General features: G+C 43.4%; 22 protein-coding genes. 14 read left to right on the top strand and 8 right to left on the bottom strand.

Going from position 1 to position 26064, the window contains the following annotated elements; translation table 11 throughout:
* Positions 1–4 precede the first annotated feature (4 nt).
* Complete coding sequence (locus G395_RS0120930) at positions 5–397, bottom strand: ExbD/TolR family protein (RefSeq protein ID WP_026631866.1); 393 nt, start codon at positions 395–397, stop codon at positions 5–7.
* 15 nt (positions 398–412) lie between these two features.
* Complete coding sequence (locus G395_RS0120925) at positions 413–1096, bottom strand: MotA/TolQ/ExbB proton channel family protein (protein ID WP_026631865.1); 684 nt, start codon at positions 1094–1096, stop codon at positions 413–415.
* A 270-nt stretch (positions 1097–1366) separates the two neighbouring features.
* Here G395_RS0120925 and G395_RS0120920 point away from each other — a divergent pair, with 270 nt between their 5' ends.
* From G395_RS0120920 to G395_RS0120900, 5 genes are all read left to right on the top strand, one after another.
* Complete coding sequence (locus G395_RS0120920; protein WP_035361836.1) at positions 1367–2182, top strand: MbnP family protein; 816 nt, start codon at positions 1367–1369, stop codon at positions 2180–2182.
* A gap of 15 nt (positions 2183–2197) precedes the next feature.
* The gene (locus tag G395_RS0120915; protein WP_026631863.1) at positions 2198–3346 is read left to right on the top strand and encodes a cytochrome-c peroxidase; all 1149 of its coding nucleotides are present in this window, start codon (positions 2198–2200) and stop codon (positions 3344–3346) included.
* Positions 3347–3475: 129 nt separating this feature from the next.
* A complete protein-coding gene (locus tag G395_RS0120910; RefSeq protein WP_026631862.1) occupies positions 3476–3805 on the top strand; it encodes a DUF6787 family protein in 330 nt (109 codons plus the stop codon).
* Positions 3806–3937: 132 nt separating this feature from the next.
* Positions 3938–5260 carry a signal recognition particle protein gene (gene ffh, locus G395_RS0120905; protein ID WP_026631861.1) on the top strand — a complete coding sequence of 441 codons (1323 nt, stop codon included), beginning with the start codon at positions 3938–3940 and terminating at the stop codon, positions 5258–5260.
* A gap of 38 nt (positions 5261–5298) precedes the next feature.
* Positions 5299–5799 carry a hypothetical protein gene (locus G395_RS0120900; protein ID WP_229204243.1) on the top strand — a complete coding sequence of 167 codons (501 nt, stop codon included), beginning with the start codon at positions 5299–5301 and terminating at the stop codon, positions 5797–5799.
* Positions 5800–5881: 82 nt separating this feature from the next.
* On the opposite strand, the gene G395_RS0120895 is transcribed toward G395_RS0120900, so the two are convergent.
* Positions 5882–6544: a hypothetical protein gene (locus G395_RS0120895; RefSeq protein WP_026631859.1), complete on the bottom strand. Its 663-nt coding sequence runs from the start codon at positions 6542–6544 to the stop codon at positions 5882–5884.
* A 102-nt stretch (positions 6545–6646) separates the two neighbouring features.
* Between G395_RS0120895 and G395_RS0120890 the strand changes: the two genes are divergently transcribed.
* Positions 6647–8104, top strand: coding sequence for an NADH-quinone oxidoreductase subunit N (locus G395_RS0120890; protein ID WP_026631858.1), 1458 nt, complete (start codon positions 6647–6649; stop codon positions 8102–8104).
* A 2-nt stretch (positions 8105–8106) separates the two neighbouring features.
* Here the strand turns inward: G395_RS0120890 and G395_RS0120885 are convergent, their stop codons facing one another.
* The 5 genes from G395_RS0120885 to G395_RS0120860 form a co-directional block, all read right to left on the bottom strand.
* Positions 8107–8967 (bottom strand): TraB/GumN family protein, encoded by an 861-nt coding sequence (locus tag G395_RS0120885; RefSeq protein ID WP_026631857.1) that lies wholly within the window; start codon positions 8965–8967, stop codon positions 8107–8109.
* Between the two features lie 11 nt (positions 8968–8978).
* Positions 8979–10571 carry a M28 family peptidase gene (locus G395_RS0120880; RefSeq protein ID WP_026631856.1) on the bottom strand — a complete coding sequence of 531 codons (1593 nt, stop codon included), beginning with the start codon at positions 10569–10571 and terminating at the stop codon, positions 8979–8981.
* Between the two features lie 219 nt (positions 10572–10790).
* Positions 10791–11012 carry a DUF2158 domain-containing protein gene (locus G395_RS0120875; RefSeq protein WP_026631855.1) on the bottom strand — a complete coding sequence of 74 codons (222 nt, stop codon included), beginning with the start codon at positions 11010–11012 and terminating at the stop codon, positions 10791–10793.
* 18 nt (positions 11013–11030) lie between these two features.
* Positions 11031–11777 (bottom strand): hypothetical protein, encoded by a 747-nt coding sequence (locus tag G395_RS0120870; protein ID WP_026631854.1) that lies wholly within the window; start codon positions 11775–11777, stop codon positions 11031–11033.
* Positions 11778–12301: 524 nt separating this feature from the next.
* Complete coding sequence (locus tag G395_RS0120860) at positions 12302–15787, bottom strand: histidine kinase (protein ID WP_169720057.1); 3486 nt, start codon at positions 15785–15787, stop codon at positions 12302–12304.
* Between the two features lie 653 nt (positions 15788–16440).
* Here G395_RS0120860 and G395_RS32185 point away from each other — a divergent pair.
* The 8 genes from G395_RS32185 (at position 16441) to G395_RS32180 (ending at position 26045) form a co-directional block, all read left to right on the top strand.
* Positions 16441–18609, top strand: coding sequence for a hypothetical protein (locus G395_RS32185; RefSeq protein ID WP_157486756.1), 2169 nt, complete (start codon positions 16441–16443; stop codon positions 18607–18609).
* Between the two features lie 24 nt (positions 18610–18633).
* A complete protein-coding gene (locus G395_RS31220) occupies positions 18634–19731 on the top strand; it encodes a T9SS type A sorting domain-containing protein (protein ID WP_051350279.1) in 1098 nt (365 codons plus the stop codon).
* Positions 19732–19851: 120 nt separating this feature from the next.
* Positions 19852–20238, top strand: a complete 387-nt coding sequence (locus tag G395_RS0120840; RefSeq protein ID WP_157486755.1) for a hypothetical protein — start codon at positions 19852–19854, stop codon at positions 20236–20238.
* A 270-nt stretch (positions 20239–20508) separates the two neighbouring features.
* A complete protein-coding gene (typA, locus tag G395_RS0120835; protein ID WP_026631849.1) occupies positions 20509–22323 on the top strand; it encodes a translational GTPase TypA in 1815 nt (604 codons plus the stop codon).
* A gap of 292 nt (positions 22324–22615) precedes the next feature.
* Positions 22616–23890: a Glu/Leu/Phe/Val family dehydrogenase gene (locus G395_RS0120830; protein WP_026631848.1), complete on the top strand. Its 1275-nt coding sequence runs from the start codon at positions 22616–22618 to the stop codon at positions 23888–23890.
* A gap of 201 nt (positions 23891–24091) precedes the next feature.
* Positions 24092–25183: a sensor histidine kinase gene (locus tag G395_RS0120825; protein ID WP_026631847.1), complete on the top strand. Its 1092-nt coding sequence runs from the start codon at positions 24092–24094 to the stop codon at positions 25181–25183.
* Positions 25184–25211: 28 nt separating this feature from the next.
* Complete coding sequence (locus tag G395_RS0120820; protein WP_026631846.1) at positions 25212–25511, top strand: Dabb family protein; 300 nt, start codon at positions 25212–25214, stop codon at positions 25509–25511.
* Between the two features lie 219 nt (positions 25512–25730).
* Complete coding sequence (locus G395_RS32180) at positions 25731–26045, top strand: hypothetical protein (protein ID WP_157486754.1); 315 nt, start codon at positions 25731–25733, stop codon at positions 26043–26045.
* The last annotated feature ends 19 nt before the right edge of the window (positions 26046–26064 follow it).

Here is a 26064-nt window from a genome sequence, read left to right as displayed (position 1 = left end):
TGGCTTACTTTGCAGTAGCCATCACCATTTTAATCTCATTTTTCGCGCCGAGTTCCAGCACATCCATCAGGTCCTGAACAGCAAGGTTTTTATCAACCCTTAAAACAATGGTCTTGTCCTCCACATTGGCGAAAATATTTTGCAGTTCGGTCTCTAAGCGATCAAACGGAATAGGCTCTTTATCAATAAAATAACCCTTATTTTCATCAATAGAAAGGGTAATCTGCTTCTTATACATTTGCTGCGTCGCTGATGCCTTAGGCAACATCAGCTTGATCACGTTCGGATTAGACATCGTGGAGATGATCAAAAAGAACAGCAAGAGGAAAAACATAATATCGTTCAGCGAGTGCGTGAACACCTCTGGGGCAAAACGAGCCTTACGACGTATTTTCATATTTTGGAAATGATATTAGTTCTTTGCAGCAACAGGTTTCTGCAATACGTCAAGGAAATCGGAAGCGGCCATTTGCAAACGCAAAGCAAAACGGTCAATTTTCATATTCAGCAAGTGATAACCTGCATAGGCGATCAAACCAATGATCAGACCGGAACCGGAAGTGATCATTTTTTCATACATACCGCCTGCAATGGTGCTGATATTGAAGTCGTTAGAAATAGAAATATCGTAGAAAATCCGGATAATCCCTGAAATCGTTCCGACGAAACCAAGCATAGGCGCGATACCCGCTATAACCCCCAGATAAGGCAGATTCCCCTCCATTCTCTGAATCTCGATCTGGCTTGCGTTCTCTATCGTCGTTTCAATGTCCTTAATCGGGTAACCAATGCGGCCAATGGCTCTTTCCAAAATCCGCCCGGAAGCATTGCGCTGGTTGCGGCAAAGCGATTCGGCTGATTTCAGGTTTCCTTGCTGAATAAAATCCTTCACATTGTCTATCACGCCCGGATCAATCTTTCCGTTGGCTCCAATGCCAAGAAAACGCTCTATAATAAGGAAGAGCGTTGCCAGAAAAAGTAGTCCGAGTGGCAACATGACCCAGCCTCCTTTTGCAAGAAGATCAATAATAGAAAGCCCCTCTGTGGCAACGGGTGCGGCCAAAGTAGAATCAGCAAGTGCTTGTAGAAGCATCATATTGGTTATAAAAGTGAATGTTAAGCTAATGAAAAAGAGGTCAATCCGGTCAAAAAACAGCTTTGAACATAAACGGCCTTAGTGCCCCCTTATTGTTTAAAGGGCAAATATAGGAAAATTACTCTTCGCGATTCCACGGAAAACCAATCCCAGCAGGATTCTGTCAATAAAGAATATTTTTCGCCCTCCGATAAGCTGATTTCGCATAAATCCGACCATTTTTCTGTTTAGTAAATGATATAGACTCTCATTCTCTCTAACCTGAACGGCATGAAAAGGACATTTTCATATCTGTTGCTGTCTGTTACGGCAGTTATTTTCAGTGCTTCTCTTATTTCCTCCTGTACCGACGACCCTGTTCCGCTTCCGAAGGGCAGTATCAGAGTAAAATTCGATAATGTGGTTGGCTCCAAAGATTTGAAATTCAATTCAGAGACTTATGTTAATGCTGCCGGGGAAGAATTTACGGTCAGCGCGCTCAATTATTACATATCCAACATTAAGTTTATCGCTGCGGGCGGAAACAATTACGCCGTTCCTCAGGATTCCAGTTACTTCCTGATTCGCGAAGGCAATGTTGATTCTCAGAAAATTACATTTAATAATGTCCCGGCGCGCAACTATACAGGCATTGAATTCGTCATAGGGGTTGACAGCCTGAGAAGTGTGTCCGATATATCAAAACGCAAAGGGATTCTGGATAAAGATTCGGGCCCCACCAACCAGGAAGCAATGTATTGGGATTGGAATCCGGGTTATATTTTCCTGAAACTGGAAGGCAGTTCGGACTCTGCAACATCGTCGAACAGCAAATTTTACTATCATATCGGCGGTTTCGGCGGGCTTACCACCAAGACATTGAACAACATTCGGGTTGCGAAAATAGATTTTGGCGATCAGCGGGCGGCTGTTTCGGAAAATGCAGCGACGCAGATTAACCTGAAAGCAGATATACTCAAAGTCTTCAATGGCCCGACCAAAGTGCGCATTAAGGAAAACGGGAGCGTAATGTTTATTCCTTTTTCAAAAAATATTGCAGATAATTACGCGACTATGTTCAGTCTCGACCAGATCATTAACAAATAAGGAAGTTGGGTTAATATGAAAAAAGCGGTTTTGCTTTTTGGTGTGCTTTTACTCTTATTTCAGGGAATGATTTCTTGTGATAAAGCGTCAGAAACGCCTGATCCGAAGCCTCCTGTCATTACTGATCCGCCACCCACTGATCCGCTGCCTTTGGAATGGAAAAAACCTGCTTATTTTCCTGACCCCGTTTATGATCTGTCCAAAAACCCATTAACCCCCGAAGGTGTTGAACTGGGACGCTTCCTTTTTTACGACGGCATTCTGTCCCGGACGGATAACATTGGCTGCGGAACCTGTCATCAGCAACAAGCCGCGTTTACCCATCACGGACACGATCTGAGCCACGGCGTCGATGATTTACTGGGCACCCGCAACTCGCCCTCCATTCAGAATATGGCTTTTAGCCCTACATTCTTCTGGGATGGAGGTGTGCATGATATGGATCTGGTTCCGCCCGTTCCGATCCAGAATAAAGTAGAAATGGGTGAGCGCGTGGGAAATGTCATTGAAAAGCTCCGCAAAACGCCGATGGCAGGAGCTAAGAAGCAGGTTAATTATCCCAAAATGTTCGAAGCAGCATTTGGAACCAATGAAATCAATGCGGACCGGATGATGAAAGCGTTATCGCAGTTTATGATGACCCTCGTTTCTGCCACTTCCCGTTACGATTATTTTTTACAAGGCGATGCGTCCGCTTTAACAGCATTGGAAAAGCAGGGAATGATCCTTTTCAAACAAAATTGCGCTTCCTGCCACAGCAGTGAGCTTTTCACAGATCATAGTTTCAGAAATAATGGTTTGATTCCTGCCAAAATCAATGATCAGGGAAGATATGCCATCACATTAAACGAAGCCGACAGGCTCAAATTCAAGGTTCCGAGCCTGCGCAATGTGGGCCTGACCGCGCCTTACATGCATGACGGGCGTTTCACGACTCTGGAAGCGGTTTTGGATCATTATGCCAATGATGAGAGCAGCAGTAAGGACAGCATTTTCGTCTCGCCGTCGCTCGATCCGTTGTTGCAGGTTGCGGGACAAAAACGGGGAATTAAGCTTTCTGCCACGGATAAGCAAGCAATCATTGCTTTTTTGAAGACATTAAATGATGAGCAATTTATCAACGACAAGCGCTTTTCCGACCCGGGCATAGGAACGTCTTTGTAATCATGATTGCGATTTTTTTCAACAGTAAAAATGATCCTGATCATGTCTTTAACAAGGATTAAACATCCATTAAAATAGCGGAAAATTGCCCGTTGGGTTGTTACTTTGTAAAAATTTAATTCAATAAATATGCAAGGCGGAGAAAAAAGCGCACAACCCTGGTTGGGAAAAATGCAGGAAAAGTGGGGATTGGAGACAACCAGACAAGTTCTTTTGGTTTTAGCAGTTTTTAGCTTAGCCGGCTCTTCCGTAGTTTGGCTTAGAAAAGGACTTTTCTTCCTGCTGGGTTACGACGAGCTGACCCCGATGTGGCTTAAAACGATTACCTACATTCTCTTTATTTTTCCAACTTACCAGACGCTTTTACTGATGTACGGCTTCCTGTTGGGCCAGTTTTCATTTTTTTGGGAAAAGGAAAAGAAAATGTTCCGCTGGATCAAGGCAAAATTCAGCAAATAACAGTCATTTCAGCAGCTTAGGCTTCGCACCAAATATTGTAGGAGTGCCGGAATTAACCTTCCTGTACTCCTTATTTTATTTATACCTTTGTGTTTTATTTCAATTAAGGTTTAGAATCATACATATCATTCCATGTTTGAAAACTTACAGGACAAGCTAAATAACGCCTTTCGCACACTAAAAGGAAAGGACAGGATATCAGATATAAATGTTGCCGCAACCACAAAGGAAGTCCGCAAAGCATTGGTCGATGCAGACGTTAACTTTAAAGTTGCCAAGGAAATTACAGACCGGATCCGCGAAAAAGCACTCGACAGGAAGATTTTGATCTCTGTTGAACCGGGCCAAATGTTTGTCAAGATCGTTCAGGAAGAGCTTACCGAGCTCATGGGCGGCCAGGCAGAAGGAATCAATATTAAGGGCGACCCCGCGGTTATCCTGATTGCCGGTTTGCAAGGTTCGGGTAAGACGACTTTCTCCGGAAAACTGGCCACATTGCTCAAAAAGCAAGGCCGCCAGGTTCTGCTTACAGCCTGCGACGTGTATCGTCCGGCTGCGATTGAGCAGCTGAAAGTGCTTGGAGAGCAGGTGGGTGTGGAAGTTTATTCGGAGCCTGACAATAAAAATGCAGTTGACATTGCGCGTAATGCAGTGGCACATGCAAGGAAAATAGGAAAGAAAATTGTGATTGTCGATACGGCCGGACGTCTGGCTGTGGATGAGGTCATGATGCAGGAGGTTGAGGACATTAAATCTGCTGTTAAGCCTTCTGAAATCTTGTTTGTGGTTGACTCTATGACGGGTCAGGATGCCGTAAATACAGCCAAAACGTTCAATGAGCGCCTGAATTTTGATGGCGTTGTGCTGACCAAATTAGACGGTGACGCGCGTGGTGGAGCGGCCCTTTCGATTCGTCAGATTGTTGACAAGCCTATCAAATATATCAGTACGGGTGAAAAAATGGAGGCGCTTGATTCCTTCTACCCCGATCGTATGGCGAGCAGAATCCTGGGCATGGGTGACGTTATTTCGCTTGTAGAGCGTGCGCAGCAGGCTTTTGACGAAGATGAAGCCAAACGCATCAATGCCAAAATGCGTCAGAACAAATTCGATTTTGACGACTTTTTGGGTCAGTTGCAGCAGATCAAAAAGATGGGTAATGTTAAAGATCTGATTGGCATGATTCCCGGAATGGGCAATGCGATGAAAGACATGGACATTGATAATGAGTCCTTTAAGCCTATTGAAGCGATCATTCAGTCCATGACCAAAAAGGAGCGTGAAAATCCCGATATGATCGACGGAAGCCGCAAAAAACGCATTGCAGCCGGAAGCGGAACATCCATTTTGCAGGTTAACAACCTGATTAAGCAATTCGATGAAATGCGCAAGATGATGAAGAAAATGAACACCATGCAAGCGGCTGGCAAGCTGGGCAAGGCACTGCGCCGCTAGTCTCAACATTGCAAGTGCCACTTACTCATTCCTCGTTCATGAAACGCATTATTTTTGTACTCACGTTGATTTTATTTCTTAATCAGCAAAAACTTCGGGCGCAGGCTTCGGTGGGTTATTATCCATGGAGCAGCTTGCTAACCATCAGCACCAATTCAAAAAAGGCAATCTGGCTGGATACAAGGTTTCAAACCAACTCGCTGTTCAGCAGTCTCAGTGTGGATTTGCTGCCAATGATCAATCTGAAAAGAGGCGAGGTGGTGCAATGGTATCTGGGTGGAGGATTAAGATTAAACCCACTTTACCGCATTGCCGATGCCGACGCAGATCTGATCACAATTGACGGTTACTCTTTAAATGTAGGTGTTCGCATTTCGCCGTTGAAGCAGAACAGGCGGTTCCAGGTTGCATTGGAGTTAAATCCTTATGTTAAAGACAAATTTGACAGCGGTGTTTTGAAAAGTCATTTCGGACTCGTTTATGTTTTTGGTAAACCAAAAAAAGAAGAAGAGGCTCCGGAAGCGCCGTTAGTCCCATAAAAATTACTTGTATACTAATAAAAAAGCCGGAACTGATACCTAAAAATATCAATTCCGGCTTTTTTAATGTCTTAATGCGGCACTAGTTTCCGCCGCGCCCTGCTTTGTAAGAGTCAAACTCTTCAAGTAAAGTGATTAAGTCATCCTCTGCCGCAAAGTCCAGCTGTGACTCCCGGATGATGTAGTTCATTTTGTTTTTTTCTTCGCTAAGCAGTTTCAAAAAGCTGTTTCTGTTGCTGAGCTGCACAGGATTAAGCTTGTCATTTTTCAGGATATACAGCTTAGCATTCGGTTCCAGTGTTCGCGTTGCGCTTGCTTTCTCCACTTTAATAGGCTTAACATATTTTTTTATCAGCTTCGTATTGCCATCATAAAGAACCCTGTAAAAGCTTTTGTCTGTCTGCTCCCCAACGGCAGGATAACCATTCTTGAAAATGTAAAGATCAGTGCCTGTTGGGATTGTGAACTCCTTCACGCCGGACGACACCCGAAATAATCCTGAGTCAGCCTTATATTCTACCTCATCTTTTTTGAGATCATACCGAACTTTTACCCCATCATGTACCCGGTCGTCGCTCGTGCGGACCGTTCCGGAATACCATTCTTTAAACAGATATGGTGAATTCTCTCCATCAGCAGCGGTTTCCTGATAAGGCGTTCCCGATAGTCCTGTGAAATCCTGTGCTATGGCAACATTCGTCCAAAGAAAAGAGGAGAGCAAAAAAAATCTTAGTACATATTTCATGATAAAGTTGGTTAATTTGATAAGTTCGAAGTCTGAACATGCCAGAATTTAGATTGCTGGCATCTTTCTGTACTTTTGCCAAAAAAATTGTACCCGCTCAAATTGGATATTAACGAACAGCTTATACATATACGCCGAAGCCTGGCAGGAATCACTCCTGAGATTTTTTTGGCACTGCTCTTTTGCTTTTTCCTGTTTGCGGAACTTGTGTTTTTGCGTTGGCTTAAAAAAGAGAAAATCGCTTCTTACCTGCAAAATATAGCCCTTTCAGGCAGCATTATCACACTTTTACTGATTTTGGGCCAGTGGAATACTGAACCTTCATTTCGTTTTCAACCCCTATTGTTCCTCGACCGACAGGCTGTTTTTTTCAAAATCATGATTACGCTTGCCTGGATTTTCACATTAATCCACGTCCGAGTATTAAAATACGACTTCCCGCCAGAGTTTAATGCATTGCTCATTGCAGCAGTTGCCGGCATGAATCTGCTGACAATGTCGACACATTTGCTGACTATATACCTTTCATTGGAACTGATTTCTGTTAGCTCCTATCTGCTGGTTGCGATGTCACCGTACAAAAAGGCGGCCGAAGGAGGGATTAAATACTTGCTTTTCGGCGCAGCAAGCTCAGCAGTAATGCTTTACGGAATATCGCTCATTTACGGCATCACCGGAACCATGGACATTACCAGCGAAGCCATGACCACGGGATTGATGAATAATTCTCCCCTGGTGATAACGGTAACCATTGTACTGACGCTCGCCGGACTCCTTTTTAAGCTTTCACTTGTGCCGTTTCATGTCTGGACACCTGATGTTTACGAAGCAGCCCCTACTCCACTTGTTTCGTTTTTGTCTGTTGCACCAAAGGCTGCCGTGGTGCTTGTGCTTATGCGTCTGGCCGGAATATTACCGGCCCAATATTTCCCGATTTTGGGCGGGATCGCATTGATAAGCATGACCATTGGCAATGTTGCAGCGTTGCTGCAAACCAATGCAAGACGACTACTAGCCTATTCCTCTATTGCGCAAGCAGGTTACTTACTGGTTGGAATAGCCGCTTACAGCCGGTTTGGGTTTGAGTCAGCCGTTTTTTATACGGCCGCTTACCTGATTATCAATCTTGCTGTTTTCTTTTTAATTGATCTTTTGCAACCCGTGTCAAACACAAATCTTACGTGCTTTGAAGGGTTAGGACGCAGAAATATGTGGATTTCCAGCATTCTGACAATCGTCATGATCGCCTTGGCCGGGTTACCGCCAACTGCCGGATTTACTTCAAAGTTACTTGTATTTTCAGCGCTTTGGGAAAGTTATCATCAGCAACATTTCCCCTGGATGCTGTGGTTGCTGATTGGAGGAATCCTTAATGCAGCGATATCGCTTGCTTACTATCTGCGAATCCCGTATTTATTGTTCTTTAAAGCATTGGCGCAGAAAAAAGCTCCTGCAAACCAGAGCTTAACGGGCAAATTCATTGCAGGGCTTCTTGTCGTTGCGATCCTCCTGCTATTTTTCAATCCCGGCCTGCTTACCAGATGGATATCTGCTTTTTAGGGTCAATTTATCGCCCGGACCTTAAAACCATCTTTCCGTAATAATGAAATAATACCGCGATCACCACCAAGGTGACCGGCGCCTACTGCAAAGAACGTTGGCTTTTCGCCGGCAATTTTACGAATCCTGGGGATCCATTTCAGGTTTCTGGAAAACAGCATTACTTCTTCATTCCCATCCATACCATAGTTACTGGCCATCATTAGATTATACAGATCATTGATTTTCTGAGACTTGTATAATGCTACCAAATTCCTGAACTCTTTGCGCGCCTGCGGAAGACTGTCTATCATGCTGATGATCGTCTTCACCTGTTCTTTGTAAGGGATTGTATCAAAAATTGCCATTTGTTCATCCAGCGTCTCAATCCCGATCACTTCGGATTCCTGCTTTGCGGCCAACTCCACTAATGACATTTCGTAGGACTGAGGCTGGCACGCGAGGACTGCGTTGAAAAGCGGTCCCATCAATATAAATGGTTTAGCTTTCTCGAACATTGCAATCCCCACGCCAACTGAATCCTTGTAAAACTTCGCCAGTCTTGCATATTCCTGCTCAGTAACCAGTTTTTTCAACTCGTTACCATCGGTCATGTTCATCGATTTCATCATGCCTGCCATCATGCCGGGATCGTCCATGTCAATTTCCAGGGCAACCTGTTGTGTTCTGGCTAATGTCGCTTTTAATGAGTCACTTAGTGAGAAATCGGCCGGACAGATCAAATGGATCGTCCCAAACAAATAGGAAGGCTTTGCTTGTCCGGGCGATGTAATTTCCCAAAGAAGGGAATTTTCTGTTGGTGCCTGTGCGTTGGCAAACAAGCTGGTGACAAACAGAAAAATACTCAAAAGCGATCTTTTCATGGCTTGGCTAATTATTCCTTATTGCTATCAACCTCAATGCGTTCTTCCCTGTTAACCAACTCCCATGCCGTATGAAAAACCAATTTCACGATGGGTGCCTGTTTGTCGAAAAGGATTTTTTCGACATCATCGCCTGGCTTGTGATAATCTTCATGAACCCCGGTAAAATAAAAAATAACCGGAACGCCCATTTTAGCGAAATTATAATGATCTGAGCGGTAATAGAATCGGTTTGGATCTTTCGGATCATTGAATGTGTAATCCAGATTGTAATTGATGTATTTCTTATTCGCTTCTTCACTGATCGCGTGTAACTTGGAAGAAAGCTTGTCAGAACCGATCAGGTAAACGTATTTATGATCATTCTCATGCGCCTTATCCACACGACCGATCATGTCAATGTTCAAATCAGCAATCGTATTTTTAAGCGGGAATAGCGGATTTTCAGAATAATATTCGGAACCGAAAAGCCCCTTTTCCTCACCTGTAACATTCAGGAACAATATGCTTCTGCGCGGCCCTTTGCCTTCCGCTTTCGCTTTGCTGAATGCCTCCGCAAGTTCGAGCAGTGAAACCGTTCCCGATCCGTCATCATCCGCGCCATTGTTAATTTCACCGTTATCCGAAATTCCGATATGATCCAAATGTGCGCTAATGACCAGGACTTCATCTTTTTTGTCCGATCCCTCCATAAAGGCAACAACATTCTCGGTTTCAATCGTCTCGCTCACGCGCTCGGCTTTCACCGCCACATTGCCTGACATTTGTTTTGAAAGCGGCTTACCGGATTTATCGATCGAAGCTTTTTCTTTCAGAAGTTTGCTGGTAGACGTGTTGAGAATCTGCGCAGCAATGCTCGCCGGAACCGCAAAGGCAGCCAGGCTGTTTGGCGCTTCCACCACGGGTTTTAATGTAGGAGCGCTGAAACGCCTCGCCATAACCGCCCGCTGACGGATTTCCTTGTCCAGATCGTCGCCCGTTTTATCAGTAACGATGAACACATATGTTGCCCCTCTGTCCAACGCAACCCTTGCTTTGGCCTGCCAGGAAACAGGGCCGCTCCACTTCGTTTTCTCACCCGTGCCGCTAACCAAATATTTCCCATCTGCACTTTTCGGCTCGCCTTCAAAAACAACGACAGCCTTACCTTTGATATCCAGGTTATTATAGTCGGTATAAGCCGGATCATCAATGCCATAGCCTACTAAGATTGCCTCAGAGCTTGTTTCCTGCGGAACATTCAGAATCCCATTAAGATAGAATTCTTTATTAAACTCATATTTTTTACTGCCCGCTTTTACATAAACCTCACCCCAGCTTCTTTTGTGGAGATTATATTTTTGCAAATAACTCTTTGAACCGTCCGCAGCTGTGGCAGCTGGCGTCAAACCATACTGTTTGTAATAGCTTGAAACGTATTCGGCAGCCTTTTTTTGACCTGGCGAACCCGTATCCCGTCCTTCAAGACTGTCTGAGGCAATGATTACCAAATGTTTTTTCAGGTCATCGGGCGTAATGCTCTCTGCATATTTCGCAGCATCATCCTGCGCAAAAGTGAGGGTTGATATGGACAGGAGCATTCCTGCCAGCAAATTCTTATTCATATAAAGCGTTAAAAATTCAATTCTCACAAAGAAACTAAACGCCCCGGCCAATGCAAAATTTCATCAAACCCTACACATCGCAGATTACTTGCGACGCCACAACACATTAGCATATCCTCCAAAACATTCAAGCACAAAAAAGCCCCGAACTCTCTCCAACTTACTTTCTTTGTAAAGTCAGGTAGTCCGGGACTTCTTCTCACAGAATCACGCTACTTATTATTGCTCTTTGGGCTTATCCTTAATGACTAATTGCAGCTCAGTTTTCGTCGTCGTCAGGCTCAACTGATTGAAATATTCAGAAACAGCATTAGCCTCCTCGTTAAACCAAAAGCATCGATAAAAATTTTTCGAAGTCTGGTGAAACCCATCCACCACCATAGCCGGACTCCCCGATTTCAACCAGACAACATCTCCTATTTGAATTTCTTGTTGTTGCATTTGACAAATGTTAGAGGACTAGCCAGATATGTTACCATAGAAGACGTTACCATTCTTATATTTTACATAAGGACGGGTGTAGATTGTGCTAACCGAATTTCCAGGAATAGGTAAACCAATAGTTTGCTTACCTACTTTAAGAGCCACCCCGGATTTAACCTTGTGGTCGGCTAGTGTTGGATTAGGAGTTACCGGATCGTTTACGTTTACTTTGTAAGAGTATACCACACCATACTCTTCTACCTCGGTTGCTCCCAAATAGGTTATCTCTAGGGTCACTTCAATTGGTGCCTTATTTGCCGAAAGGTTTGTTACGCGTATACTCACAATGTCAGCAGGTGTGTATTTAAACACTTCGCCATATACCACATCACCATTTGCCTGTTTGGCATAGGCACGGTAAAATACTTCAACATATTCATTACGATCAAACGAACCTTCTACAAATGTATGCTCTCCGATGGTTGCAGCTTCGTTGATCGTTAATTTTTGATTTGCAATCGTAGGAACCGTCGTGTAATTATTGCTCCCAATGGAATGCGTGGAAATAATAATCCCAAACTTCTTGACGGGCTGATTGCCAATTTTTTCAATAATCATTCCAAACTTCGCGCGATTGTATTCACCGGATGTTGGGGATTCTATCTGTAAGGTCTTTACCTGTAAAGTCTCCGGCTCCTCCGGCACGTAGTGATCCTGACAGGAAAAGGCGAAAAGAAAAAGTGCTGCGAGCAGCGTTGAGAGTTGAAGAGAAATGCGTTTCATAAGGTGATGTTTTGATGTTGAATCATGTTTCAACCGCAATAATATATCAGCGCACCATATGTCCCATCACTCCTTAACGCACCATTGAACTAACGGCAATGGTTGAATTATTTATCGGTGATATGTGGTCTCAATTCAGATTCGTCAACTTCACGAAGGCCACTTCTTTTGGGTTTTTAGCAAGGTATTTAACGTACACTTTATCCCCAACCTTAATTGAACCCATGAATGCCCGGGGGACATCAGTCAATGTTGCTACAAAATTTCTGCCTTGGACCGGCTCTATCTGAACCTGGATTTTCGCAGCTTGTCTTGATTGAGGTTTCTCGGGTATGTCAATAAAAAGTATAGTTGCTTCTGTCTCTATCCCAAAGCGCTTTATATGCCTTCCCCTGTTCCGTTTACATCTTGCATAAAAATTTGAATAGACATACAGAAGTGCTGAAAACGTAAAAACGTAAATCCCAAACCCCATCACTGTGCGTGTATTAAATGAATAAATTAAGAATTCCGTACGCCTTTCTTTATCTCAGGTAAGTGGACAGCCTCACGATCACCAATGTTCCTGCCGCCTCGCCATTATCGTGCATCTTGTCAACAAACTCAACCTCCGCATGATGTCCCTGCCGGTTAAGCACAGACAGACGGTCGCTGGAAATACCAAGCCCTTTGGACTCATGATACCTGTTTTTCTCGTTGATGGCCCTTAATTCAAAGGATTTTTTCCGGCCAATTCCATTATCATCTATTCTACACTCAAAAATATCCTCGTTGATCTTTTTGAATTCCACCAGCAGCTTCCGTTCCAATTCGGAGTGCATTAGCCCATGCCAAAGCGCATTTTCCACATACGGCTGGACCAGCAGGGAAGGAATCATAATTCCCTCATCTTCAAGTTCTCCATCGAAACGGATTTCATACGAAAAGCTGTTGGAAAACCGCATTTCTTCCAGTTGGAGATAAAATTCCAGGATATCCCGTTCCTCGTCAATAGTTATCAAGCTTCTGCCGGAGTTATTTAACAGATTGCGAAATAGCTTGGCGAATAGGTTCAGATATTTGCTAGCCTCTTTAAATTTCTCAGAAACTATGCATTCCTGAATACTATTCAGGCAATTGAAAACAAAATGCGGGTTCATTTGTGCACGCAAAGCCATTAGCTGGCTCTCGGCGAGTGCTTTACTGATTTCAAGCAGCTCTATTTCCTTTTCTTTGGCTGCGGCTTGAGCGATTGCCTCCGCAATTTTGCCCGAACATATAGATGTAATAATTGACATTGCTTTCAGATGCTCGCTTTTGAAATAGTTCTTCTTATAATGCTCCGAATCCACCACACCTATCACTTTTCCATCATGCAGAATAGGAACGGATAGCTCAGAAAACCGTCTTTGCTCGATCACTACATATCTCGGATCCCTGGAAGTATTCCCTATGACTAAGTGCTTGCCTGTCTCCGCAACCGTCCCAATGATGCCTTTGCCAACCGGAATTTCTGTTGGGCTGTCCTGTTCAGACGTCTTCGGGCTATTGTAAGTATAAGCGGCTTTCTGCACGAGCACATTCCTTTTATGATCCATCAGATACACCACGCAGTCTTGAAGATGTAAATGGGATACGCAGTTGTAGGCAATGTCCCAGCAAATCTCTTTTACAGAATTTTCAGGGTAAACGGCATTGGCGAAGTAGTCAATGCTAGCATCCATCATGAGGTTCCGCTTTCTTTTTAGATAAACATTATATAAGTTAATCAACAGCGCGCAAACCAAGATTGCCACAGCTCCAAGGAACCACGATTCTCGCCACCACGGAGGTCGAATGTTAATGATTAATGTCTTTTCAACACTCATCCAATTTCCCCGTTCATCAGTGCTCCTTACCTTAAACTTGTACTTTCCCCAGGGAAGATTTTTATAAGATCCTACTAAGGAGCGGCCTGAATTGATCCACGTCTGATCAAAACCCTCGAGCATATAACTGTATCGCAATGTTGGGACGTCCCGGTGCACCAGCGATGCAAATTGAAATGTGAGATAATCTTCATCGTGTGATAAGTCTAATTGTGGGTTTCTCATGAAATCCTCTTTTTCCTTGCCAAAAATTTTCACCGACGTAATATGCGGCGGCTCCCTTACTTTCAAGGCAGCGAATTTGGATGGATCAAGGACTACAACATGATCAAGCATTGTAGCATAAATCCTTTTATTTGCCACAAACAAATCATTATAATAGTCTTGAAGATTCTGCCCGAGATCTACGTCTACCTTTGTAAGCGCCTTTGATTCCGGATTAAAGAAAAGAAGCCCTTCAATGCCCGAAACCCATATATTGTTCAGATGGTCAATGGCAATGTTATTCAGATTGTCATATGGGAGCCCATTTCCTGTGTTTAAACTGTCGGTAACATTATAATTTTCATCTAGTTTAAGGACACCTCTCCCCCAAACCGCCAACCAAATGTTTCCCAGCTTATCCTCAACCATTTGGTTGACCATAAAACCATACGTCTTATTAAAATAAACTTCAAAAAACTGCTGCTTAAATGTATCAAATTTCAAAATGCCGTATTTATTGGCAAATAGAATGTTCCCAGTGCGTTGTATCAGAAAACTATAAGCGTTAGCCAGCGGAAACGCTCCAAAACGCTCACTCTTGCCGTCGAAGCGAGTGATGGCATCTTTTGAAGGATTATATCTGTACAGGGCATCATCAAGAATTTGAAACCAGATATTACCGACCGGATCAGCAAAAATAAAATTTGAAGTCTTTGCTTTGAATTTGACTCCATCTGCAATCAATGGTTCCAACCTCTCGCTTCCAGGCCGCAGAAAATGTATTCCATCCAGGCCTGCAAACCACCAAACTCCTTTTGACTTAACAGACATAAAAAATTTGTTTTTAACCAAATCAGGACCATTGTTGGAGATATACCGCTGATAATGTCTTGTTTTCATATTAAACCGGACAATCCCATCCTCTTTGGCGGCCATTATGGTACTCCCATCAACTACTATTGAGTTTGCATGTGCAAAACCTGTGTGCAAAAAATACTTAAAGCTAGGCAACTGGTAAATCGCCTGAACCGGAGCATTGGCCTGAACTTTACTGATTCCATTTAATGTGCCGAGCCATACATTTCCTTCCATGTCTTCGATAGCCGCCCAGAAGAATCCATACCCGATTGAATACTTACGGTTTTGGCTATACGGAATCTTCCTGATAGGCTCGCCGGATTCTTTTACGTAAGCTGCAAATGCCCAGGTCGAAATCCAGACACGACCTTTTTTATCTATGAAAATTCTATTACATCCTTCATAAATTCGCTCGCCGTCCAACTCAGAATACGAAATGACCTTATTGGTTTTGTGATTCCAAAAATTCAGGGATTTGGTTTTGTTACTTCCATACCAAAGGTTGGATTCTGCATCAACTCCAATCGCAAAAACATCGGCTGCATCAAAAATGGGTACATTGTTTGGGTTATTTAATTTGTGATAAATCGTTTTTTTTCTGAGATCAATAAAAAAAGTTTCCGGGCCACCCATCCAAAACCCACCCCTGCCATGATCCCAGACAAGTGTCGCAAGGTCGTATCTCACACCTTGCAGAATCCGCGCATCCGACACTTGACTTTCCAGCTTTGCAAGGTTCCCATTGATGTATATATAGATACCTGATTGCGTCAAAAACCATAAGCGGGAAAAGCCGTCGAGGTAAATATTATAGATATCTATCGAGCTCAATTGCTCGAAACGCGGATCACTTACATATGCGCCTTCCTTCCGATTGAAAATCTTAATGCCCTGTGTTGTCCCAATAATCAATTCATCCTGACCCAGCGGCTGGATACCATTGATATATAAATCTTTCAACCCATTCTCATTTCCATATTGTCTTATGGCCGCACCATCGAATCGATTCAATCCCTTTATCGTCCCTATCCAAAGAAAACCGTCGCTATCCTTATGAAGGCTCCTGATCACCTTGCTGCTCAACCCATCATTCGTACGCAAATTTTGAAAAATGAACTGGCCGCTGACCAACCCAGGTAAAAGACATAAAAACAGGCAGATCTTATATAGCATTTCAGTCCCTAAATCAGAATAAAACCTAAGTTCATTTTTTTCTCGGGAAAACTATTTTCCGTTTATTAAACGGTTAGGATAAGTTCTTTAAAGGACATATTCTCACACCAAATCGCCCTTTCCAGCTCAAATTGCCGCTTTACAAAATTCTGGACATTGAATAATTCTAATTCATTGCCTTTGTAATTGCTGCTATCAGCTTAGATGTAATCCTACAAGCTAACTCAGACAATATCAGCCCTTAATGCCCGGCTCAGAAGCGAAAAGCGTAAAAATTACCGTTAATTCACCCATTCCCGCCCAACAATCAACGCATTTCAGAATCTCCAATTCCATCCCACAATTTTAAGCCTCGATTCGAATCACGGGATTCAGACTTAACATTTTTTCACTTTAACCATCACTCCATATATGACGATACGCATATGAATACAATCCAACTCATCCCGACGCTCGCCCCAAAAGAACGGCACCGCGTCAAACAGATCAAGACGCCTAACATTTCCCTCCCTATCAATTTATAACATGATAACAAAAAATTTCTCCAGGCTACAAGCCTGACACACTAAAAAAGGAAGATTATGAAACGATTAATTTTTTACAAACTGATATTTTTGATTGCGAGCATTGCGAGTGTGCATGCGCAAAAATTCCCAAATACAAGAGGCGGAATTGTTTGCGCCTCTTGTGCCGGCAGCTATGACATAGTATCTGGAAATCCTTCTTTGTCGAACATATTTGCATTAGCCGGAGAACCACAATTGTCATGGCAGGGCCAGCTAGGGACAAAACAGCTCCCCATGCCATATGGTGATTTCGTGGACAGCTATACTATTTTGACTCTTGAGAATAGTAATATAAGCCAGTCGAAAGTACAAAAAAAAATTAGTGGTTTTCAACCAGGCAAAACCTATACAATTCGCTATAATGTCTTGTCATCCAGGACAGCAAATTCCGGTTACGGAAAGTCTGCAACCATGACAATTACTACAACTGGTGAATTCCCATTCGTGACTACGGTTGGATCCCGCACGACAACTTTCGGGTCCAATACTAATGTCTGGATTAACGAAGCCTTCACTTTTACTGCTTCTGCTACTGAATTAGTCTTCCATTTAACAGGAGGCGTGAGTGCCTCGGCTGTCAATAATAACTTAGGTTATGTAAACTTTGACATAACGTCTTACCCACTTGATTGCATATTACCAACTAACCAAGTGCAGTTGTCACAAACAGTTCTTACTACTCCATTTCCTTGCGGAAAAGTAAATTTAAACTCAGTGGTCACTAGTACAACTCCTGACGGAGGCAAGTTGGTGTGGCAGTACGGGACGTCTTTCCCAAAGGGTTATGCCTCTCATTTGACCGATGCCAATTCAGAGGCGGCTGGAGTTGCAGGAAGTAAATACATGGCTTTCTACTACAGTGAGGTAAATGACTGCTATAATACTAACTCGTCCACCGCTGGAGTACAGGTGAATTATGTTGAAACACAAGTTTCACTCAAAAGGAGTAGTGTTGCTAACAGCTGCCCGTCTAATAGTGTGGATCTGGAGTTCCTCGTAAATAAACAGGTTCTTGCTGCTGGCGTAGGTATTAGATGGTTTACCAATGCAAACCATTTAGGCGTACCGGTCGATCCAAAATTGATTTCTATTTCTGGATCTTATTATGCGTTCTTATATGACGAAATAAATAATTGCTATTCTACGGATTTATCCACTGCAAAAGTCACCGTAAGCATAACACCCTGCGAGAGTCCATGCCTTAAAACGGATGCGGTTGAACTATCTAGTGCCGTCTTAGTGAATGAATGCCCTGCCTCAACAGTCAACCTTAATAGTTTAGTGCTAAACGGTGGTCCTCAAAAGACAATTTACTGGTTCGATAATCCCACACACAGTGGACAGCCACTTGCAAATCCTTCACAGCAGTCGGCATCAGGAGTCTATTATGCCTTCTTTTATAATGCCGCATACGATTGTTTCAGCACGGGTGAAGATTCCGATGTCGCTGTAACCATTGAAAGCTGTCCAGTAGCAGCTGTCTCGCTCAACCTGAAAGTCTTCCTCCAAGGTGCAACGACGCAAGAAAACGGCGTGGCAACAATGCGGAATGATCTGCAAGTTTATCCAACTGGCGCTTCGAGTTTCGGATTGCTTCCTACGCAGGATCCTTACGGCGGCGGAGTGGTTTATCCAGAAATAAATAACACTCTTTCCAGTGTAGGAAAAATAGTCGACTGGGTGAAAGTGGAGATCCGCGGCATGCAAGATCCGTTGATAATCCTGGAATCTAAAAGTCTCCTGCTCCGAGCAGACGGAACGGTCGTAGACGTGGATGGCTTTGCTCCGAAGTTTAATCCCCAGTTTGGAGGTGCTCGGATTGCTATCAAGCATAGGAACCACTTGCCTGTATTAGGACTTGGCATCGTGTCTTTTAATGCTGGAACCGTTAGTTATGACTTCTCTGCGGATCTTTCCAAAGCTTACCAAGTTGTGCCCAAGCCGCAAATGATCCTGAAAAATGGCGTATGGTGCATGATTGCAGCTGATGTTAATTCGGACTTTTACGTTGACTCAGGCGATGTGACTTCTTTCAAAAATGGCTTTAAAGCAAGCTTAAACAAAACCTATCATAAGGCTGACCTGAATATGGATGGGTATCTTGATAGCGCTGATGTAACCATTTTCAACAATAACTTCAAGACGGGGTATTATTCAAGCATGACCAAATTCTCATCCAATTAATAACAACCTATAACTATCTACAATATGAACTTGACTTTTAAAAGAACAATCTTGCTGTTTGCATTCATTCTATTTGCAAATATGTTAAGAGCACAGACTATCGACCTTCAGTTTCAAAATACGTCTATGTCTGCGGATGGATTAACATACAAATTTGACCTTTGGGCGTTCCAAGGTCAGGGTTACAACACAGCTAACCCTGATGAAAGCAACTGGCGAGGAATGAACATTCGTGCTGACATTAATGTACCAGTTGGCGTAACCATAACCACTGCCACAATTGCAAGGAATTTCACATATACGTCCCTAGGCGGTGTATCTTTCCCCGCACCCGGAGACGTCGTAGCTGACAAAAATAGTTTCAGTATTAACCTGTTGCGGGATGAGGATCAGAGTGATATTCCAGCCGTTACAGGATGTATGCTGGGAACTGTTACCATCAATTTCTCTGGCCCGGTGCCTCCTTCTAATACAATAACAGTTCGTCCTTTTGATATCAGTGAGATGCAGGGCGCAGAAACTTCATTTTGGGCTAATCTTGATGGGTCAGTTGTAAGAAGAATTTTCCAAACCTTTCCGGTTGACCAGAGTTTGCCTGTAAAGCTGACATCTTTTGACCTAAATAAGGAAGGCTCCGCGGTTAACTTGACATGGGCTACGACGGCAGAGACAAATAGTGATCGCTTCGATGTTCAGCGCAGTTCAAACGGCAAGCAATGGCAAGTTATTCAAACTGTAGGTGCGAAGGGTGAAAGCAATTCCAAAGTTGAGTATTCTGCGGTTGACTCTGATCCGATTCAAGGTGAAAACCTCTATCGTCTGCATATGATCGATAAAGACGGCACAAGCGCTTATAGCCAAATTCGTACCGTAAAGTTTGAAGGCGTTGCCACTTACATGTATCCCAATCCTGTATCGGAAGAGTTAACTATCCAAGCGGCCGATTGGAGCAAAATTGAGAAAGTGGAAATAGTAGGTCCCAACGGCAAAGCTGTCTATAAGTCTTCCGGAAAACCTTCACCAAATGTTAATGTTAAGAAATTGTTGAATGGAGTCTATCTGGTGCGTTTGACCAATACAAACGGATCTGAAACAACTCATAAAATAGTGGTAAATAACTAGTCAAGGAGACTAATGTTTACACTGGTCAGACTCGATTAAAATTATAACGAAACGAGTCTGGCCTTTCATGAAGCTCTTTAAAATGAGATAAGCGATACCACACTTGTAAACTAGATTATCATGTTGAAGCGAATCCTTATATTTTGCATGGTCGTTGTTGCAACGTCATCCTGTGAGAAGGACAAAGAGAAACCTTGTGTGGCGCCTGTTTTCGGCAAGAATATTATCGGAACTTGGACAGGCAACTTTGAGCTTACACCTAAAATAAAACAGGATCTCACATTTTCTGAAAACGGTCAGTTTGACGATACAGGTGGATTGCTCTTTGGCCATAAAAACGAATCTCCGTTGACCTGGACTGTCAAAGGAGATTCTCTAAAAATCACAGGAAAGTTCAAGGATAAAGGAATCAAAAATTACTCTTTACCAGCATTGACCAACACCTGCGACTCCATTGTGCTGGATGTCGGTGGGGGGGTTGACAAAATATTTCTGAAACGGAAATAAGACTAATGCAGGTGTTTCATTAGGTGTGTTGAAGTAAAAGGAGGCGCTGCTATCGGCGTCTCTTTTCTTGTTTTATTGCACTTCTCTCATTACAAACCGCATTTTTCGGCAGGTAACAATAAATTAATTGTAAAATACTGTTATTCAGCAGAAAAAGTCCGTACATTTGCACCCTATTTGACAAAAAATCAGTCAAACTAAAAGCAAAACGGTTTACTGCCGGTTTTAAGCCGCCGAAAGAAAAACCGTAAACAATTGATCTATAAAACAATGCAAGCCATTCGTAACATCGCAATCATTGCGCACGTTGACCACGGTAAAACTACATTGGTTGACAAAATCATTCACGCTTCAAAGTTATTTCGCGATAACCAGGAGTTTGATGACCTAATCCTTGATAATAATGATCTTGAAAGGGAGCGTGGTATCACCATCACTTCTAAGAACGTATCGGTGCGTTACAAAGACGTAAAAATCAATGTAATTGATACACCAGGTCACGCAGACTTTGGTGGTGAAGTGGAACGCGTACTTAAAATGTCGGATGGCGTTTTGTTGCTTGTTGATGCATTCGAAGGCCCTATGCCGCAAACACGTTTCGTATTAGGCAAGGCAATCGGCCTTGGCTTGAAACCAATCGTGGTTGTAAATAAAGTAGATAAAGAAAACTGCCGCCCGGAAGAAGTTCAGGAAAATGTATTTGACCTGATGTTCAACCTGGGCGCTACCGAGGATCAGCTTGATTTCGTAACCGTTTACGGTTCGTCGAAACAAGGATGGATGGGCCCGGATTGGAAAACACCAACGGATAACATTACATTCCTGTTGGATACCATTATCGAATCAATCCCTGCACCGGTTATTGACGAAGGAAATGCGCAAATGCAAATCACTTCTCTGGACTACAACGCATTCGTAGGCCGTATCGCGATCGGTCGTGTGAAGCGTGGTGTGTTGAAAGAAGGCGCTAACATGATGCTTTGCAAAGCTGACGGCGTTTTTAAGAAAGTGAAAATTAAAGAATTGCAGATATTTGAAGGACTTGGTCGTGTGAAGGTTTCCGAAGTTACGGCTGGTGATATTTGTGCAGTGACTGGAATTGAAGATTTTGAAATTGGCGATACACTTGCCGACGCTGAAAATCCTGAGCCGCTTCCACGTATCGCTGTGGATGAGCCTACGATGAACATGCTATTCACAATCAACAATTCTCCATTCTTCGGTAAAGAAGGCAAGTTTGTAACATCTCGCCACCTTCGTGACCGTTTGATGAAAGAAACTGAAAAGAACCTTGCATTGCGCGTTGAAGCAACAGATACAGAAGATAAATTCCTTGTTTTCGGACGTGGTATCCTTCACTTGTCTGTATTGATCGAAACAATGCGTCGTGAAGGTTATGAATTGCAACTAGGTCAGCCTCAGGTTCTTTTTAAAGAAGACGAAAAGGGCGAGCGCCTTGAACCAATCGAAACATTGGTTGTGGACGTGCCGGAAGCAACTGCTGGAAAAGTGATCGAACTGGCAACACAGCGTAAAGGTGAGTTGTTGATCATGGAACCAAAAGGAGATTTGCAACACCTTGAATTCGAGATTCCTTCAAGAGGTTTGATCGGACTGCGTTCTAACGTTTTGACTGCAACACAGGGTGAAGCGGTTATGACGCACCGTTTCAAAGAATTCGGAACATTCCGTGGACCAATTCCAGGACGTATCAGCGGATCGATTATCTCGAAAAACACGGGTCCTGCAACAGGATATACCATTGATAAATTGCAGGATCGCGGACGTTTCTTCGTTGAGCCGGGTGATGAAATCTATGGTGGCCAGGTGATTGGCGAGCACAACCGCCCGAATGACATTGTTGTGAATTTGCAGGAAGCTAAGAAATTGACAAACATGCGTGCATCAGGAACAGATGATGGTTTGAGGATCGCTCCAAAAATCAACTTCTCTCTTGAAGAATCGATGGAATATATCCAGAAGGATGAATATCTGGAAGTTACGCCACAGAGCATGCGTATGCGTAAAATATATCTGGAAGAAAACGATCGTAAACGTAATTCCGGAAAAATGGAAATGGCGTAACAGCGATTTAGCATATACTGAAAGGAGGCATAAATTTTATGCCTCCTTTTTTATTTTTTACGAATTCAGATTTCGGAGAAACCCTTGCAGGAAATTTGGGATAATCGGAGAAACTAAGGCCATAATTTTAAGGATCGCATTACGCATAAAACATTCTACGCATTTGCATTTTTTATACTATTTCAAGATTAATTGGTTTTTTATTTTTATAAAATATAATCAATTATGTTTGTGTTGACTAAGACGAAATTTTCATTAACATACTTAATATCAATACTTTAAATAATCAAAAATGTCATATATAGAACCGGCTCCAATTAAGGACAAAGAAAATCCATTGGAATCAATGATGCAGCGGTTTGATAAGGCCGTTGATCTTTTGGGAATCTCAGAGGAAATGTATCATATTTTGAAAGTGCCGCGCAAGCAAGTCATTGTAGGACTGCCTGTTATGATGGACTCAGGACAAATTAAAACCTTTGAAGGTTACCGCGTTATACATTCGACAATCCTAGGCCCCAGCAAAGGCGGCATCCGGTTTGATCCGGATGTGAACCTGGATGAAGTACGTGCGCTCGCTGCGTGGATGACCTGGAAATGTGCGGTGGTGGATATTCCTTATGGCGGCGCAAAAGGAGGTGTTGCTTGTAACCCACGCGAAATGTCAGCGGGAGAAATCGAACGTTTGATGCGTGCTTATACAACTGCGCTTTTGGACGTTTTGGGGCCGGATCAGGATATTCCTGCGCCGGATATGGGAACGGGCCCGCGAGAAATGGCATGGCTTATGGACGAATATTCGAAATCAAAAGGCATGACGATCCCGGCCGTGGTTACGGGCAAACCCCTGGTACTGGGCGGCTCACTGGGCCGTACAGAGGCGACGGGCCGCGGTGTAATGGTTTCGGCACTGGCCGGGATGGAAAAACTGCGCATTAACCCGTATCGCGCAACGGCTGTGGTTCAGGGCTTTGGTAATGTGGGTTCACATGCCGCCTTACTTTTACGCGAAAGAGGTGTTGCGATCCACGCGATCAGCGATATTTCCGGTGCTTATTATAATGATAAAGGGATCGACATCGCGGCAGCAGTGGCGTATCGGGATGCAAATAAGGGCTCACTGGAAGGTTTTTCCGGAGCAGAGCCTATCCCCGGCGACGATTTGCTGACATTGCCCGTTGACGTGCTCGTGCCTGCTGCAAAAGAGGATGTTATAACAAGAAAAAATGTTGCTGGAATTCAGGCTAAAATGATCGTAGAGGGTGCAAATGGCCCTACTTCATTCAAAGCAGACGACATTATAAATGAAAAAGGAATCATGGTTGTGCCGGACATTCTGGCCAATGCAGGAGGTGTAACGGTTTCTTATTTCGAATGGGTGCAAAACCGGATCGGTTATAAATGGACGCTGGAACGGATTAACCGCCGGACAGACCGGATCATGCAGGATTCGTTTGATAAGGTGTACGAAACGTCATTGAAATACAAAGTATCGCTGCGGATCGCCGCCTACATTGTTGCCATTGACAAAGTGAGCAGCACTTATAAATTCCGCGGGGGATTTTAATTTTTATCCATCTGACAAGAGGCAGTTTTCGTCACAGAGAACTGCCTTTTTACATTTTAATCCGCTTGTTAACATTAAGGAAATATTATTAAACCACAAGCCCACCTACGCAATAGAGTTTTCTTGCAAACAGAATGTTAACTTTAAGGTCGAAACTAAGACGGCGAACGGCTGAATGCCAACGCTTTTTACACCAAGATCATGTCTCTAAGCCCCCGCTTTATTGCTTTTATACTGGCATTTCTGATTTCCCTGATTACCACTTCTTTTCTGGCTTTTGTGGAAGGAGTTTCGAGGGGAATGATGTTTGTTTCGGCTATATCGGCCTTTATTTCCTCATTTTTCCTGGTTTTGTATGCAGTTGACATCCTGGTTTTCCGGGAAGTGAACAAAATGTACAGGACAATCCACAAGCTTAAAATGAAGGATTTCAACCTCGCTCCAAGGAAGAAACTCATCACAGAATCCAATCCGCTCAAAACTATAAACGATGAGATTTTTGTTTATGTAACCAAAAAACAAAAGGAGATCGATGAGCTGAAAAAGCTGGAATTGTTTCGCCGCGAATTTCTAGCAGACGTTTCCCATGAGTTCAAAACACCGATTTTCGCTGCACAGGGCTTTATCCACACATTGCTCGACGGTGCGATGGATGATGAGAATGTGAGAGAGCGTTTTCTGATCAAAGCCGCGAAAAACCTGGACAGCCTGGATGTGCTTGTCAAGGACCTGCTGGTGCTTTCACAAATGGAAACGGGTGACATTAAGATGAACATTGCGCCTATCGACATTCGGTTGCTGGCAATAAATATTTTCAGCAGGCTTGAAAACATTGCGAAGGATAAAGACGTGACATTCAAGGTAAAGCCCGATGAGCTGGCCGAAGTGTGGGTGCTGGCGGATGCGGACCGTATGGAGCAGGTGATGCTGAACCTCATCGAGAATGCTGTTAAATATGGCAATGAAGGCGGAAAAGTTATCGTGCATTTTAGTGAGGGGAAAAAATTTGTAGAGGTTGCCGTCCGGGATAACGGGCCCGGAATTCCGCACGAGCATTTGAACCGCATTTTTGAGCGCTTTTATAGAATTGACAAGAGTCGCAGCAAAGAAATTGGCGGAACAGGGCTAGGTTTGGCGATTGTAAAGCATATTCTGAATGCGCATGACACCAAAATTGCAGTCATGTCCAAACCCGAGAAAGGAACCACTTTTTCATTTAAGCTCGAAAAGGCATACATTAGTCCCGCCTCTGAAAGCATTCCGGAAGCGGCTGCTACACAAGCGAATCCTTAATATATTTTTAACTCATAAACGATTACCCATGTTTGTTCACAACGTATTTTTTTGGCTGAAAGAAAAAGATAACGAGGAAGCAAGGCAGGCACTTCTTGCCGGCATCAAATCCCTGGAAGCCATTGAATCTATCGACTCCGTATTCATTGGCCCTCCTGCCGCTACGCGCCGCCCCGTGATTGACGCGACTTACGACTTCGCTGAAATCCTGGTTTTTGCCGATGAGGCAGCGCATGACGTATATCAGGTTCATCCTTTGCATAAGAAATTCGTAGACGAATGCGCGCATCTTTGGGAGCGTGTATTGATCTATGACGTGGAAGCATAATTGCAAATGTTTGTTAACAAGTTATCCACACCGACCCTGTGGATAACTTGTTAACAAAGTTATAAATTCTGCATTTACAGCGCCTTACCTGCTATTTAGGTTATCCATATGGTGTGGATAACTGGTTCAAAGCTTCCCCCTAATTCTCTGCCAGGTCATTCACAGGCACTAATAAATGGTGAAAATCGTTTTATAAATAGTACAAAACGACTTAAAGCCATGAGATCAAATAGAATGGTGCTGTCTGTTATCGTGACGATCATTGCAGCAATAAGCATATCTTCCTGTACATACAGGTCACACGGGCCAGGTTATGGTTATGACTACGGATACGGACCTAGCTATGGTTACCGTTATCACAGAGTGCCACCTCCGCCACCAAGAGTTGTGGTTGTAAAACCGCATCCTCAGCACCGGAGAGTAATTCGCGCCGATCGTTATAATTCCAGCCGTTATAGCAACAAAGCTTACAAACGCCAATACAATAATGGCAATCATTACGGGCAGCGAAACAGAACGCGCGGGCCGAGATAATTTTGAAATAAAGCATTGA

Source organism: Dyadobacter alkalitolerans DSM 23607, from assembly GCF_000428845.1.
In the GTDB taxonomy this organism is placed as follows: domain Bacteria; phylum Bacteroidota; class Bacteroidia; order Cytophagales; family Spirosomataceae; genus Dyadobacter; species Dyadobacter alkalitolerans.
This window is presented reverse-complemented; position numbering and strand designations above follow the sequence as displayed.

Bases quoted from the DNA above. Each gene is read 5' to 3' on its own strand.
- G395_RS0120925 (WP_026631865.1), bottom strand. From the start codon at position 1,096: ATGATGCTTCTACAAGCACTTGCTGATTCTACTTTGGCCGCACCCGTT.
- G395_RS0120920 (WP_035361836.1), top strand. From the start codon at position 1,367: ATGAAAAGGACATTTTCATATCTGTTGCTGTCTGTTACGGCAGTTATT.
- G395_RS0120840 (WP_157486755.1), top strand. From the start codon at position 19,852: ATGTTGAAGCGAATCCTTATATTTTGCATGGTCGTTGTTGCAACGTCA.
- G395_RS32180 (WP_157486754.1), top strand. From the start codon at position 25,731: ATGAGATCAAATAGAATGGTGCTGTCTGTTATCGTGACGATCATTGCA.
- G395_RS0120825 (WP_026631847.1), top strand. From the start codon at position 24,092: ATGTCTCTAAGCCCCCGCTTTATTGCTTTTATACTGGCATTTCTGATT.
- G395_RS0120820 (WP_026631846.1), top strand. From the start codon at position 25,212: ATGTTTGTTCACAACGTATTTTTTTGGCTGAAAGAAAAAGATAACGAG.
- typA (WP_026631849.1), top strand. From the start codon at position 20,509: ATGCAAGCCATTCGTAACATCGCAATCATTGCGCACGTTGACCACGGT.
- G395_RS0120930 (WP_026631866.1), bottom strand. From the start codon at position 397: ATGAAAATACGTCGTAAGGCTCGTTTTGCCCCAGAGGTGTTCACGCAC.
- G395_RS0120910 (WP_026631862.1), top strand. From the start codon at position 3,476: ATGCAAGGCGGAGAAAAAAGCGCACAACCCTGGTTGGGAAAAATGCAG.
- G395_RS0120915 (WP_026631863.1), top strand. From the start codon at position 2,198: ATGAAAAAAGCGGTTTTGCTTTTTGGTGTGCTTTTACTCTTATTTCAG.
- G395_RS0120875 (WP_026631855.1), bottom strand. From the start codon at position 11,012: ATGCAACAACAAGAAATTCAAATAGGAGATGTTGTCTGGTTGAAATCG.
- ffh (WP_026631861.1), top strand. From the start codon at position 3,938: ATGTTTGAAAACTTACAGGACAAGCTAAATAACGCCTTTCGCACACTA.
- G395_RS0120895 (WP_026631859.1), bottom strand. From the start codon at position 6,544: ATGAAATATGTACTAAGATTTTTTTTGCTCTCCTCTTTTCTTTGGACG.
- G395_RS31220 (WP_051350279.1), top strand. From the start codon at position 18,634: ATGAACTTGACTTTTAAAAGAACAATCTTGCTGTTTGCATTCATTCTA.
- G395_RS0120870 (WP_026631854.1), bottom strand. From the start codon at position 11,777: ATGAAACGCATTTCTCTTCAACTCTCAACGCTGCTCGCAGCACTTTTT.
- G395_RS32185 (WP_157486756.1), top strand. From the start codon at position 16,441: ATGAAACGATTAATTTTTTACAAACTGATATTTTTGATTGCGAGCATT.
- G395_RS0120880 (WP_026631856.1), bottom strand. From the start codon at position 10,571: ATGAATAAGAATTTGCTGGCAGGAATGCTCCTGTCCATATCAACCCTC.
- G395_RS0120830 (WP_026631848.1), top strand. From the start codon at position 22,616: ATGTCATATATAGAACCGGCTCCAATTAAGGACAAAGAAAATCCATTG.
- G395_RS0120900 (WP_229204243.1), top strand. From the start codon at position 5,299: ATGAAACGCATTATTTTTGTACTCACGTTGATTTTATTTCTTAATCAG.
- G395_RS0120885 (WP_026631857.1), bottom strand. From the start codon at position 8,967: ATGAAAAGATCGCTTTTGAGTATTTTTCTGTTTGTCACCAGCTTGTTT.